11 protein-coding genes and 3 tRNA genes are annotated in these 12,318 nt (G+C 62.6%); 9 read left to right on the top strand and 5 right to left on the bottom strand.

Going from position 1 to position 12,318, the window contains the following annotated elements:
- The first annotated feature begins 136 nt into the window (after positions 1–136).
- Together ABX74_RS13335 and lysA are read left to right on the top strand one after the other, a co-directional pair.
- Positions 137–574 (top strand): hypothetical protein, encoded by a 438-nt coding sequence (locus ABX74_RS13335; protein WP_046378788.1) that lies wholly within the window; start codon positions 137–139, stop codon positions 572–574.
- A gap of 153 nt (positions 575–727) precedes the next feature.
- Positions 728–2,071: a diaminopimelate decarboxylase gene (gene lysA / locus ABX74_RS13330; RefSeq protein ID WP_047888982.1), complete on the top strand. Its 1,344-nt coding sequence runs from the start codon at positions 728–730 to the stop codon at positions 2,069–2,071.
- Between the two features lie 19 nt (positions 2,072–2,090).
- Here lysA and ABX74_RS13325 read toward each other — a convergent pair whose 3' ends face one another.
- Positions 2,091–3,839, bottom strand: coding sequence for a helicase HerA-like domain-containing protein (locus ABX74_RS13325; protein ID WP_047888981.1), 1,749 nt, complete (start codon positions 3,837–3,839; stop codon positions 2,091–2,093).
- Between the two features lie 120 nt (positions 3,840–3,959).
- Between ABX74_RS13325 and orn the strand changes: the two genes are divergently transcribed.
- Together orn and ABX74_RS13315 are read left to right on the top strand one after the other, a co-directional pair.
- Complete coding sequence (orn, locus tag ABX74_RS13320) at positions 3,960–4,559, top strand: oligoribonuclease (protein ID WP_024487359.1); 600 nt, start codon at positions 3,960–3,962, stop codon at positions 4,557–4,559.
- An 84-nt stretch (positions 4,560–4,643) separates the two neighbouring features.
- A tRNA-His gene (locus ABX74_RS13315) sits at positions 4,644–4,716 on the top strand.
- A gap of 221 nt (positions 4,717–4,937) precedes the next feature.
- On the opposite strand, the gene ABX74_RS13310 is transcribed toward ABX74_RS13315, so the two are convergent.
- Complete coding sequence (locus tag ABX74_RS13310; protein WP_019749137.1) at positions 4,938–5,348, bottom strand: MerR family transcriptional regulator; 411 nt, start codon at positions 5,346–5,348, stop codon at positions 4,938–4,940.
- A gap of 55 nt (positions 5,349–5,403) precedes the next feature.
- On the opposite strand from ABX74_RS13310, the gene ABX74_RS13305 reads away from it, so the two are divergent.
- Positions 5,404–6,366 (top strand): oxidoreductase, encoded by a 963-nt coding sequence (locus ABX74_RS13305; RefSeq protein ID WP_020908264.1) that lies wholly within the window; start codon positions 5,404–5,406, stop codon positions 6,364–6,366.
- Between the two features lie 134 nt (positions 6,367–6,500).
- On the opposite strand, the gene ABX74_RS13300 is transcribed toward ABX74_RS13305, so the two are convergent.
- Positions 6,501–7,709 carry an Ig-like domain-containing protein gene (locus tag ABX74_RS13300; RefSeq protein ID WP_080945687.1) on the bottom strand — a complete coding sequence of 403 codons (1,209 nt, stop codon included), beginning with the start codon at positions 7,707–7,709 and terminating at the stop codon, positions 6,501–6,503.
- Between the two features lie 329 nt (positions 7,710–8,038).
- On the opposite strand from ABX74_RS13300, the gene ABX74_RS13295 reads away from it, so the two are divergent.
- The 3 genes from ABX74_RS13295 (at position 8,039) to ABX74_RS13285 (ending at position 9,819) form a co-directional block, all read left to right on the top strand.
- A tRNA-Lys gene (locus tag ABX74_RS13295) sits at positions 8,039–8,111 on the top strand.
- Between the two features lie 111 nt (positions 8,112–8,222).
- Positions 8,223–9,653: an amidase gene (locus ABX74_RS13290; protein WP_047888980.1), complete on the top strand. Its 1,431-nt coding sequence runs from the start codon at positions 8,223–8,225 to the stop codon at positions 9,651–9,653.
- Positions 9,654–9,746: 93 nt separating this feature from the next.
- A tRNA-Lys gene (locus ABX74_RS13285) sits at positions 9,747–9,819 on the top strand.
- A 66-nt stretch (positions 9,820–9,885) separates the two neighbouring features.
- Here the strand turns inward: ABX74_RS13285 and ABX74_RS13280 are convergent.
- Positions 9,886–10,107, bottom strand: coding sequence for a DUF3618 domain-containing protein (locus tag ABX74_RS13280; RefSeq protein ID WP_003945299.1), 222 nt, complete (start codon positions 10,105–10,107; stop codon positions 9,886–9,888).
- A 145-nt stretch (positions 10,108–10,252) separates the two neighbouring features.
- On the opposite strand from ABX74_RS13280, the gene bcp reads away from it, so the two are divergent.
- Complete coding sequence (gene bcp / locus ABX74_RS13275) at positions 10,253–10,726, top strand: thioredoxin-dependent thiol peroxidase (RefSeq protein WP_019749140.1); 474 nt, start codon at positions 10,253–10,255, stop codon at positions 10,724–10,726.
- Here the strand turns inward: bcp and ABX74_RS13270 are convergent.
- The gene (locus tag ABX74_RS13270) at positions 10,723–12,072 is read right to left on the bottom strand and encodes a dipeptidase (RefSeq protein ID WP_047888979.1); all 1,350 of its coding nucleotides are present in this window, start codon (positions 12,070–12,072) and stop codon (positions 10,723–10,725) included. The two genes, bcp and ABX74_RS13270, sit on opposite strands and share 4 nt — an antisense overlap.
- Between the last annotated feature and the right edge of the window lie 246 nt (positions 12,073–12,318).

Genomic DNA, 12,318 nt, shown 5'->3' with positions numbered 1-12,318 from the left:
ATATAGTCGGTTAATGGCGATGCGAAGAACACTGGCAGTCGGGGCAATCCTTCTTTTGACCGGAGGGTTGCCCTTACTGCTGCCCACGGCAGCGAATGCATGTTCGTGCGCATCATCGGCTACCCCGGAAGAAGCCGTGAGCGTCTCCAGCACCGTTTTCCTCGGGACTCCGACGGAGAAAACTTCGGACGGGTTCGAGGACACCTACCTGTTCGACGTCAGCCGGGTCTACAAAGGCGATCTGGCATCGGTGACGTCGGTGGGGACACTCGCGAACGGGAACGGTTGTGGCACAAGATACGTGCTCGGCACCGAGCAGCTGATGTTCGTTTCTGCGCCGTACGACGTCGACGCCGAGCACGAGGGGCACAGCTGCGGGCCGGCTACCGAAACCGGGTTCGACATCCAAGCGGCGGTCGAGTCCGTGTACGGCGCCGGTTACGCCCCGAGTGCCGGCGGAACTCCGTCCGTTGGTGTGTCCGCCGACAGATCGGCGGTCATCGGCGGAGGCGCCGCGGTGGCATTGCTCGCGGTGCTCGGTTGGTTCGGATGGAAGCGCCGGCGAGCACAGTGATTCGACAGGCACAGTGATTCGAGCCCCGTCAGGGCCGCGTCAACCTCGTTCGGCGGCGCGTCAAGTAAGCGTCAAGAACCGCCCCACCGGTGATCTTCGGGAGTAGATCTGAAGGTAGCCCGCAACACGGCGGGTCACCTTCAGGAGATCGACGTGACGCTACTCGAAATCTTCCCCTCCCTACGCGGCGCAATGACACCACGTATGGATCCTGCGTTGTGGCCCATCAGCACTCGCCACGACCACAGCGGGCGTGTCTGCATCGGCGACGTCTCCCTCGAAGAGATCGCGGACCAGTACGGCACACCGACGTACGTCGTCGACGAGGCGGACGTGCGGCACCGCTGCCGCACGTATCGAGAGACCTTCCCCGACTCGGAGATCGTGTACGCCGGCAAGGCACTGATGATTCGAGCGATGGCTACCTGGGTCTCCGACGAGGGACTCGGGGTGGATGTCTGTTCCGCCGGTGAACTCGCCGTCGCGCTTGCCGCGGGCGTGGACCCCCACCGAATCATCCTGCACGGCAATGCCAAATCGGTTTCCGAACTGAGGGCGGCGGTCAACGCGGGTGTCGGCCGGATCGTCCTCGACTCCCCCAGCGAAGCGGTACGGCTCGCGTCGGTGTGTACCCACCGACAGAAGGTGTTGATCAGAGTCACACCCGGCATCGACATACACGGACACAAGGCAGTGTCCACAGGCATCTTGGACCAAAAGTTCGGCCTACCAGCGTTTTCCGAAGAACTGGAACGTACGGTATCCGTCGTCGCCAACGCGACGCACCTGCAACTCATCGGCCTGCATTGCCATCTCGGCTCCCAGATCACCGATCCCGAACTCTTCCGCCCCGCGATCGAGACGATGATCGCACAGATGGACGACATACGACGCACGCATCGAATCATCCTCACCGAACTCGATCTCGGCGGTGGCCATGGGATCGCATACATGCCGGGAGACGCCCAACTGGATCTGACCCGCCTCGCTCACGTCATCGACGAAACTCTCGACGACGCGTGCACCCGAAACCGCTTCCCTCGCCCCGAAATCGTGCTCGAGCCTGGCCGAGCGATCGCCGCGCGCGCCGGAGTCACGCTCTATCGCGTACAGAACATCAAGTCGATCAGCGGCGGTCGAACCTTCGTTTCCGTCGACGGTGGGATGAGCGACAACCCTCGGGTGTCGTTGTACGACAGCCACTACGACGTCGAATTGGTGAACCGGCATTCGAGCGCACCGCTCCAGGAAGTCACCGTCGCCGGGCGGCACTGCGAATCGGGCGACGAAATCGCCGTCGGAGCAAGGCTTCCCGCCGACCTACATGAAGGTGACCTGTTGGCAGTGCCGTGTACGGGCGCATACCACCACAGCATGGCCTCCACCTACAACAGCGTCGGCCGGCCGCCGGTCGTGGCTGTACTGGGCGGGATTGCGCGGCCGTTGATCAGGCGCGAATCGATCAACGACCTATTGGCCCGCGAGGTCGGCATCTGACCTCGCGGGCGCCTAAGCCTCAGCGCTTGCGACGGCTACCGGTACCGAAGATATTTCGCGAAATCTCGCGTCCCGCAGCCGAAGCCGCCGAGCGCAGGAAACTCTTCACGGCCGAGTTACCCAAGATCTGCTCGGCAATGTTGGGGCCCTCCGGTTCGGCCGGCGGCGGTGGCGGCAGATCGGGCAGCGACGGAAGATCCACGGACTGATCCACCGTCGGAGCACCGGCCACCTTCGCCGTCAGCTTCTCGTACGCCGACTCGCGGTCGATGGTCTGGCCGTACTTCTGATTCAGCGGACTCGACGACGCTGCCGCCTTGATCGCGTCGTTGCCGATGGTGTCCATCAGCGACCTCGGAGGACGAATCTTGGTCCAGGCCACCGGCGTCGGCGCACCCTTTTCCGAAAGCACGGTCACGATGGCTTCACCGATGCCGAGTGAAGTCAGTGCCTTTTCCAGGTCGTAGTGCTCGGTCTTCGGGTAGGTACGAACGGTCTTGTTGAGCGCCTTCTGATCGTCGGGCGTGAATGCGCGTAGGGCGTGCTGGACGCGCGCGCCCAACTGTGACAGCACCGAATTGGGAATGTCGGTCGGAAGTTGCGTGCAGAAGAACACGCCGACGCCCTTGGAGCGAATCAGCTTGACCGTCTGTTCGACCTGCTGCAGGAAGGCCTTCGACGCGTCCGCGAACAGAAGGTGCGCCTCGTCGAAGATGAACACCAGCTTCGGCTTGTCCAGATCTCCCTCTTCGGGCAGCGTCTGGAACAGGTCCGCCAGCACCCACATCAGGAAGGTGGAGAACATCGCCGGGCGTGCCGCCTGAGCGCCGAGTTCGAACAGCGTAATCACGCCGGCACCGCCGACGACACGCAACAGGTCCTCGGTCTCGAGTTCCGGTTCGCCGAAGAAGGTGTCACCGCCGTCGGCTTCGAGGTTGACCAAGGCGCGCAGAATCACTCCCGCCGTCGCGGAGGAAACTCCGCCGATACCCTTCAGATCCGCTTTGCCCTCAGCGCTCGTCAGGTGGGCGATGACCGAACGCAGATCCTTGAGGTCCAGCAGGGCCAGGCCCTGAGTGTCGGCCCAGTGGAAGATCAGTCCGAGAGTCGATTCCTGGGTCTCGTTGAGGCCCAACACTTTGCTGAGCAGGATCGGCCCGAAACTGGTGATGGTCGCGCGCACCGGGATACCGATTCCGTCAGTACCCAACGACAAGAACTCGACTGGCATCCCAGCGGGAGTCCACGAATCGTCGCCCGTCTCGACTGCGCGAGCCTTCATCTTCTCGCTCGGCTCCCCTGCCTTCGACAGACCCGAGAGATCGCCCTTGACGTCGGCCATCACCACTGGCACACCCGCGGCGGACAGCTGCTCGGCGATGCCCTGCAACGTCTTGGTCTTGCCGGTACCCGTCGCACCGGCAATCAGACCGTGACGGTTGATCGTCGCCAACGGAATCCGCACCCGCGCGGTGGGATCTGCCACTCCGTCGATCACCACCGAGCCGAGCTCGAGTGCCCGCCCCTCGGATGAATAGCCCGCCGCGATTTCAGCTGCAGCACCGGACGGCTCCTGAGCAGCGGGGGTGGCGGGGGTGGCTCCGGCCGATGCTTCGGCCTCAGCGGCAGCCGCTTCCTTCTCGGCTTCCTCAGCTGCTGCCGCGGCTTCAGCTGCAATCCGAGCGGCTTCGGCAGCGGCAGCCTTGGCAGCTTTCGCCTTCTCCGCCGGCGTCAGCGGCGCGGCTCCGTCCTTCGGATCCACGGTCATCGAAAAGCCCTCCTCGTTGCAATGCGGCGAAGTTCTTGTCATCACCCGAACGCCGTCTTACACACGTCGAGTTTCCACCGCAGACCTTATCCCGCGCCCGCGCGCACTACTGTGTTCCTGGTGCAGGACAAATTGGTATGGATCGATTGTGAAATGACCGGGCTGCGACTCGAGTCGGACAAACTCATCGAGATTGCGGCTCTGGTGACCGACAGCGACTTGAACATCTTGGGCGAAGGTGTGGACATCGTCATCCACGCCGACGACGACGCGTTGGCTGCAATGCCCGACGTCGTGAAGAAGATGCACGCGAAGTCGGGACTGACCGAAGAGGTTCGTAAGTCGACGGTCACCCTCGCCGAGGCGGAGAAAGAGGTGCTCGCGTACATCCGCAAGCACGTTCCCGTCGCCGGTACGGCTCCCCTGGCAGGTAATTCCATCGCCACCGACCGCGGATTCATCTCGCGTGACATGACGGCGCTGGACACATACCTGCACTACCGGATGATCGATGTCAGCTCCATCAAGGAACTCTCCCGCCGCTGGTACCCGCGAATCTACTTCGGCCAGCCCGAAAAAGGTCTCGCCCACCGGGCACTCGCCGACATCAAGGAATCCATCCGCGAACTCAAGTACTACCGCGGCACTGCATTCGTCGCGGCGCCCGGACCGTCGAGCGCGGAGATCGCAGCCGTCGTAGAGGGCTTGGGTCCCGCCTGACCTGCCGATTGGCTTCCTGACCGACTTTCGCGCTAGTATCTCTTTCGTCAAAGCAGCCGGGTCAAACCGGTGGCCGAGGCAATGGTGGGCGTAGTTCAGTTGGTAGAGCACCAGGTTGTGATCCTGGCTGTCGCGGGTTCGAGTCCCGTCGCTCACCCAAGCGGAACCCCCGAAGATGTCGAAAGACATTTTCGGGGGTTCTTTTGGTTTGTGCGCCAGCCCGAAGTGGGTGGGGTGGCGACCGCGACAAATCGCCCGCTCCCGAGCAACCCGTGCCCGGGCCGAGCGAACGTACCTCTCGTCGCCTCAGATAGACCGAAAGCCACTTTCGCTCACATGGGGGTAGCTGGAAATCGCCGCAAATGGCCCAGCCGTCGATCACTCGGGCGACGGTTGCGGCTCCCAGACACCTGCGACGGTCCCCTCGCGAACGTGTCGCTCGTATGCCGAAACCTTGTCGTGGATGACGGTCAGGTTGTCCTGCAGCGCAGAGATCCTGGATCGAATCAACACCTCATGCTTTTGTAGAAGTGAAAGCCGTTCCTTCTCGTTTCCCGGCCCTGACCTGACGAGTGCGGCGAATTCGCGGATCGTTGCGATCGGCATACCCGAGTCTCGGAATCGATTGCACAGCTTCAACCAAGCGACATCGTTTTCGGCGTAGACCCGACGCCCACCTGCCGAGCGCGCAACCTCGTGAACGAGCAATTCCTCACGTTCGAAGTATCGAAGGGAATCGATGCTGATTCCGGTCTCGACAGCTACGTCACCGATTGATAGTTCACGCATTACCCGTCTACCTTTCCTTGACCTGGAGTGCACTCCAGATTTTACGGTCGCGGCCATGAATTCCATTCAGCGCAAAATCAACACCGAATTCTCCCGAATCTCCACTGCCGACGACGTACTTGCCGGACAAGATTTAACCGGCACAACTGCATTGGTCACTGGCGGGTACTCCGGACTCGGATACGAGATTTCGCGGTCACTTTCTTCGGTCGGCGCGCGAGTTGTAGTTCTTGCCCGCCGACCAGAACAGGCACGGAGCGAGGTGGCCGACCTTCCGGGTATCGAAGTGCGAGCGTGCGACCTTTCGGACCCGAGCAGTGTCAGATCGTGTGCGCGAGAAATTCTCGAATCCCGGATCACTCCGGACATCATCATCTGCAATGCGGGGGTCATGGCCTGCCCGGAACTCCGTGTCGGCTCCGGATGGGAATCACAATTCGCGATCAATCACCTCGGGCACTTTGTACTGGTGAACCTGCTTGTGCCAGCCATGCCCGCAAACGGTTCTCGCGTAGTCGCTGTCTCGTCGGCGGGACATTTTCTGTCGGGAGTGCGTTGGGATGACATACATTTCCGCAACGGTTACGACCGCTGGCTTGCGTACGGTCAAGCCAAGACTGCAAATGCTCTATTCGCTGTCCAGCTGGCGAGCGCCGGTGCTTCACGCGGTATCACTGCGTTCTCCGTCCATCCCGGGAGCATCCTCACTCCCCTTCAACGTCACTTCTCTGCATCGGAGAAACACGATCTCGGATGGACGACGTCGAATGGCGACGCCGTGCCGGGATTCAAGACTCCCTCCCAGGGCGCCGCTACAACGGTGTGGGCAGCGACGGCACCGATACTCGCCGATCACTCCGGCGCGTACCTCCAGGACTGCAACATCGCGGACGTCGCGCAGACGGATGACATGAGCGTCGGCGGAGTGAAACCTTGGGCTACCGATCGCGACGACGCACGCAGATTGTGGGCGCTGTCCGCTGAAATGACCGGAGTGGACGCCTTCGGTCGACGCTGACGCCGAGCGAACGTACGTCCCGTCGCCTCAGATAGACCGAGAGGCACTTTCGCTCACAAAAGGAATACAGATGCAGAAATGCCCCCAACCGGACGGTCGGGGGCATTCTGACGTTCAGTGCTTCAGGGACGCACTCAGACGTCCGCGTTGCCGGTCTTCCAGACGCTCCAGGGAATGTTCCAGTCACCGAGGCCGTCGGTGCCGGAGAGCGTTCCGCCGACGGTGTTCTTGACGACGACGATGTCCCCACGCTTGGTGTTGTCGTAGACCCACTTGGCGTTGGACGGGCTCAGGTTGAGGCAGCCGTGACTGGTGTTGGAGTAGCCCTGCTGCCCGACCGACCACGGCGCCGAGTGGAAGAAGATACCGCTGTAGGACATTCGGGTCGCCCAGTCGACGGGGGTCTTGTAACCCTGCGCCGAGGTGACCGGGACGCCGTACGTGGACGAGTCCATGATCATGTTCGCGAAGCGGTCACCGATGATGTAGACCCCGTTGTCGGTGGGAGTGCTGTCCTTGCCCATGGAGGTGGGCATGGTCATGACGGTCTCACCGTTGACCTGGAAAGTGACCTGCTTGGTGTTGTCGTCCGCCGTGGCGATGACGGCATCACCGATGGTGAAGGAACTCTTCGCGTCTTCCTGCCCGAAGACTCCCTTGCCGAGATTGCGCCCGTACACGTTGACGCTCACGTCGACCTTGGTGCCGGGTGCCCAGTAGTTCTCCGGACGCCAACGGACCTCACGATTGTTGACCCAGTAGAACGCACCTTCGACGGCCGGAGTCGTAGTGACGGTGATCGCAGCTTCGGCAGCCTTGCGATCGGGGATGTTCTCGTCGAACTGCACCGCGATGGGCTGACCGATGCCGACCACGTCGCCCTCGTTCGGCAAGACATACGGCTTCGTGACGTTGCCGGGTGCGCTGGTGGTGAAGGACGTGACCGTCGTACTGGCGCCGCCCAATCCGAATGCGCGGGCCTCGATTTTGTACTTGCGGTTGTAGCCGAGCGGTTCGGTGGTCGTCCACGACGCACCGTCGGCAGCAATCGCGCCGGCAACTGCCTTGCCGTCCTGATTGACCATCGTCACGTCGGACAGGGCGCCGTCAGCGACGTTGATCTTGACCGGGTCGCCCGGCGAGAAGCCGACAGCGCCGTCGGCGGCGGTCGAGGTGAGCTTCGGCTTGATGAGTTCGGTGAGCGGATTGGAATCGATCGGCGCCGATCCCTCGGTGCTGACGTCCTTGCCACCCGACGTGCACGCGGTGACCAGAACGAGCGCACCGAGAGACACCGCGATCATCGCCGCACTCTTCGACACTCGACCGTTCCCCCCGCGCACGGACAGACCCCACCTTTGACGACTCATCGTTCGACTCCGCTTCACAATTTCTCCGACTAACTTCCGCATCACATGCGAATCCCACTTACCGGAAGGCAAGTGGGACTTGCGGTATGACTGCGCTGCACCAATGATGCCAGGCGCGCTCGTTACCAACGGTCATGAAGGGCCACGCCGTCAGTAACGTTCAAGTATCAATCGCTCCGAACCGTCCGTTTTGTTACCGCTTTCAGCGGATTTCCTCCGATTGGACTACGGCAGCGAGGCCGCCACCTGGCGATTTGCTCCCGAACCGGCGATTCGGCTAATGTTCTGTCTCGCAAGAGCGAGCGCCTATAGCTCAGTTGGTAGAGCAAGTGACTCTTAATCACTGGGTCCGGGGTTCGAGTCCCTGTGGGCGCACTTGCAAAGGTCCCCACCTTCTTCGGAAGGTGGGGATTTTTCTTTGTGGCTTGGTGGACAGGTCGTGGTGAATAGACTTCACAGTTACCGGAACCACGGCCTGGAGGTCTGATGACTGAGCGCGAATTCACGCCCGGCGGCGAACTGGCATTTGCCGGGGTGGCAGGTCAGGCAGCTCTGATCCGGTCCGGAGCTTTGTCCGCCCGCGAACTCACCGAGACCACACTTCGCCGTATCGAGCGCCTCGATTCGACGCTCAACGCATTTGTACGAGTTCTCGCGGACGAAGCACTCGACGAGGCGACACGGCTCGATCAACGTCAGGCCGACGGCAAAACCCTGGGCCCACTGCACGGAGTCCCGATTGCAATCAAGGACGAGAACGACGTCGCCGGAACGCCGACGACGTACGGCGGTGCGGCAGCCACGCGCATCGCATCGGCCGATTCAGAGGTTGTCCGTCGGTTGCGCGAAGCGGGTGCGGTGATCGTCGGCAAGACGACGATGCCCGAGTTCGGCATCTGGCCCTTCACCGAGACTGCCGCAAACGGATACACGAGAAACCCTTGGGACACCGGCATATCCACCGGCGGATCGAGCGGAGGATCTGCGTCGGCCGTCGCGTCGGGAATGGTCGCGGCGGCAATAGGCGGCGACGGCGGCGGTTCCATACGATTGCCTTCGGCGTTCTGCGGGTTGTTCGGACTCAAGCCGCAACGCGGTCGGGTGAGCACCGCGCCGAACCGAAACCTCTGGCGCGGACTCGGCACACTCGGGCCTCTCACTCGTTCGGTCGAGGACAGCGCGCTCGTATACGACGCAATCACCGGCACCACCGAGACCGACGACTACACAGCCGAAACGCTCCGAACCAGCTTTGCCGACGCGGCCGTGTCGGCACCCGGGCCGCTTCGCATCGCGGTGTCCACCCGGAGTCCGATCCGGGGCGTCCGCCCGTCAGCGGAGATCGTTGCCGCGGTGCTCTCGATCGCAGAGATGTTGAGCGCGTTGGGACATCACGTCGAAGAACACGATCCCGAGTACCCGGACACCACTGCCGCTTTTCTCCCGCAGGTACTCGGCGGTGTCCGCGACGAAGCGCTTCGTGTCGATCATCCAGCGCTTCTCGAGAAGCGCACGCGAGCGCTCGCCTCGATCGGCCGGATAGCTGCACCCGCGCGCGTCGGCAAATTCGCCTACCGCAAAGGTCAGCGAATTGCAGCGACGGTCAACCAAGTCTTCGACACCTTCGACCTGGTCCTGATGCCGACGACGCCCGCGCTGCCACGCCCGATCGGACAACTCGAAGGAACCGGCCTTCTGTCCGCAGTCCGCAAGGCGTTGCCGATCGCCGCCTACTGTTCTATCTGGAATGTCTGCGGCAACCCGGCGGCCGCGGTACCCGCCGGCTTCTCCGAACACGGACTCCCCCTGAGCGTCCAACTGGTTGCGCGCAGCGGTGGCGAATCGGCGATTCTCGCCGTCGCACAGCAGTTGGAAAGCACCGTCCGCTGGCCGGATTCACGCCCGCCACACTCGTGAATTCCGGAAGCGATGTAACCATCGTCACCACGATGAACACGCGTTTTGCAAACTCCTGAGCCTGTCGGCTAATGTTCTGTCTCGCAAGAGCGAGCGCCTATAGCTCAGTTGGTAGAGCAAGTGACTCTTAATCACTGGGTCCGGGGTTCGAGTCCCTGTGGGCGCACTTGCAAGAAGGCCCCCACCTCACCAGGCGGGGGCCTTCTTCATGTTCTGCCTTCGAAAACTCGGGTCAGCGAATGATCTTCCGGACCACGAGTAGTCCCACCACTGAACCAACTGCGATAAGCGCGTACTTCACTGCCGGCTCGTTGAGCTTGGCGAGCACCGTCTTCTTGGTGTTCTCGACCAGCCGCTTCGGGTTGGTGCGGACCGTCAGTTCGTCGAGTGTGCTCGCGAGCTGGTTACGCGCCTTCTCGATCTCGCGTTCGATGCTCTCGGTGTCCCTGGGCACGTGTCCTCCAACTTGTCTGTGTTCTGCTGCTCTGTGTGCGGGTCTGCTGTGCGGACGCAGCGCGCCGACACTTCGCTCTACCGTAGAGGAGCAGAATGCCCTCGCGCCCACCTGCCGCGCAATTTCTCGACTAACCTCGATTCCCGTGACCGAGAACAGTAGATTGTCCGCCGGCGACGTCGCGCCGGATTTCACGCTCCCAGACGCCGACGGCAACGAGGTTTCGCTTCACGATTACCGCGGCCGCAAGGTCATCGTGTACTTCTACCCCGCGGCCAGCACCCCGGGGTGCACCAAGCAGGCCTGCGACTTCCGCGACAGCCTCGCCGAATTGAACGGTGCCGGGCTGGAGGTCGTCGGAATCTCGCCGGACAAGCCAGCAAAACTCGCGAAGTTCCGCGATACCGAAGAGCTGACCTTCCCGCTGCTCTCCGACCCCGAGAAGGCGACGCTCGAAGCCTGGGGCGCATTCGGTGAGAAGAAGATGTACGGCAAGACGGTCCAGGGCGTCATCCGCTCGACGTTCCTCGTCGACGAGGAAGGCAAGATCGAGGTGGCCCAGTACAACGTCCGGGCCACCGGCCACGTCGCCAAGCTACGACGCGATCTGTCGGTCTAACTCCCGTACCTGCTCAAGAACAGCGCCTCCGCGAAAGCGAGATTCTCGATCTCCGACGGGTCGACGCTTTCGTCAGGTGCATGAATGCGGCACTGCGGTTCCTCGACGCCGATCAACGCGACCTCCGCGTCGGGGAACTGCTCGGCCAACGCACTGCACAGCGGAATCGATCCCCCTTGGCCGGCAAACCCCACTTCGCGGCCGTAGGCATCGGTCAGCGCAGACTTCAGCTGCGCGAATCCCGTTCCTTCCGTCGAGGACGAGAACGGTGATCCCGTCGATTCCGGTACGACCTCGATGTGGACGCCCCACGGCGCCGCTGCGCGGAGGTGGTCAGTCAACAACTTCTGTGCCTGCGCCGGATCCGTGCCAGGCGGGACACGAAGATTCAGGCGTGCGGATGCACGGGGCGTGATTGCCGCCGCAGAACCCACGACCGGCGGGCAGTCGATACCCAGGATGGTCAGCGCCGGACGAGCCCACACCTGCTCGGCGACCGAACCGGAACCAGTCAGCTGTACCCCTTCGAGTACCCCGGCGTCGGAGCGGAACTGATCGCCGTCGTAACTGACTCCCTCCCACTCCTGGTCGTTGGTCAAGCCTTCGACAGTGGTGTTTCCGGCGCCGTCGTGCAGCGTCGAGAGAATGTGCACCAGCGCGGTGATCGCATCGGGTGCCGGTCCACCGAAGACACCGGAGTGAATCTCACCCTCGAGCGTCGACACGTGGACCACCACGTTGGCGATCCCGCGCAGTGATGTCGTGATCGTCGGCTCCCCCACCTCGGTGTTGCCGGTATCGGCGATCAGGATCATGTCGGCCGCAAAAAGTTCGGGCCGCTCTCGCACCAGATCCTCGAGACCGCCAGTGCCCATCTCCTCGGATCCTTCGGCGACGATCGTCAGATGGGCGCTCGGATCCACACCGGCAGCGGCGAGCGCTCGCAGAGCTGTCAGATGCATGACGACGTTGCCCTTGCAGTCGGAAGCGCCGCGTCCGTACCACCGTCCACCCCGCTCGGTGAGTGTGAAAGGCGGCGAGCCCCAGAGCTCTTCGTTTCCCGGCGGCTGAACGTCGTAGTGGCAGTACAGCAGAACGGTCGGAGCACCGACCGGACCTGGTCGACGACCGACGACGGCGGCCGAGCCGTCGGAGGTCTCGATCGCCTCGATATCGGCGAAACCTTGATCCCGGAATGCCTCCAGGACCCAATGTGCCGCGGCCGCGCACTCTTCCGGCGGGTACTGCCGTGCATCTGCGACGGACTTCATCGCCACAAGTGCACTGAGATCTTCACGGGCACGCGGCATGAGTTCACGTACCGCGGTTCGCAGTTCTTCCGTCATCGTCTCCCTCTCCTCGGCATCGAACCTCGGTGTGCCCGAAGAATCTCAGTGTGCCCGAATCGGGCGTAGGGAGTCGGCAGGATCGCCGTTGCGCCACACCGCGCAGCAACCTCTTCAGCTACTGGACAGGTGGTCACCTAGTATCGAGGTGTGGCAACAGCATCGGGACTCGTGTGCGCGCACCTGCGCGGTGCGTTTCGACCGATCACGACCGCCGAAGTAGGTGGCCGATGACACCGGATAATG

This window comes from Rhodococcus sp. ARP2 (assembly GCF_001029585.1).
In the GTDB taxonomy this organism is placed as follows: domain Bacteria; phylum Actinomycetota; class Actinomycetes; order Mycobacteriales; family Mycobacteriaceae; genus Rhodococcus_F; species Rhodococcus_F erythropolis.
The sequence above is the reverse complement of the archived record's forward strand: the minus strand, read 5'-3'. Positions and strand labels throughout refer to the sequence as shown.

What these genes read in the sequence shown, in the direction of transcription:
- ABX74_RS13325 (WP_047888981.1), bottom strand. Translation starts at nt 3,839, where the DNA reads ATGACCGTGGATCCGAAGGACGGAGCCGCGCCGCTGACGCCGGCGGAG.
- ABX74_RS13310 (WP_019749137.1), bottom strand. Translation starts at nt 5,348, where the DNA reads ATGCGTGAACTATCAATCGGTGACGTAGCTGTCGAGACCGGAATCAGC.
- ABX74_RS13305 (WP_020908264.1), top strand. Translation starts at nt 5,404, where the DNA reads ATGAATTCCATTCAGCGCAAAATCAACACCGAATTCTCCCGAATCTCC.
- ABX74_RS13290 (WP_047888980.1), top strand. Translation starts at nt 8,223, where the DNA reads ATGACTGAGCGCGAATTCACGCCCGGCGGCGAACTGGCATTTGCCGGG.
- ABX74_RS13270 (WP_047888979.1), bottom strand. Translation starts at nt 12,072, where the DNA reads ATGACGGAAGAACTGCGAACCGCGGTACGTGAACTCATGCCGCGTGCC.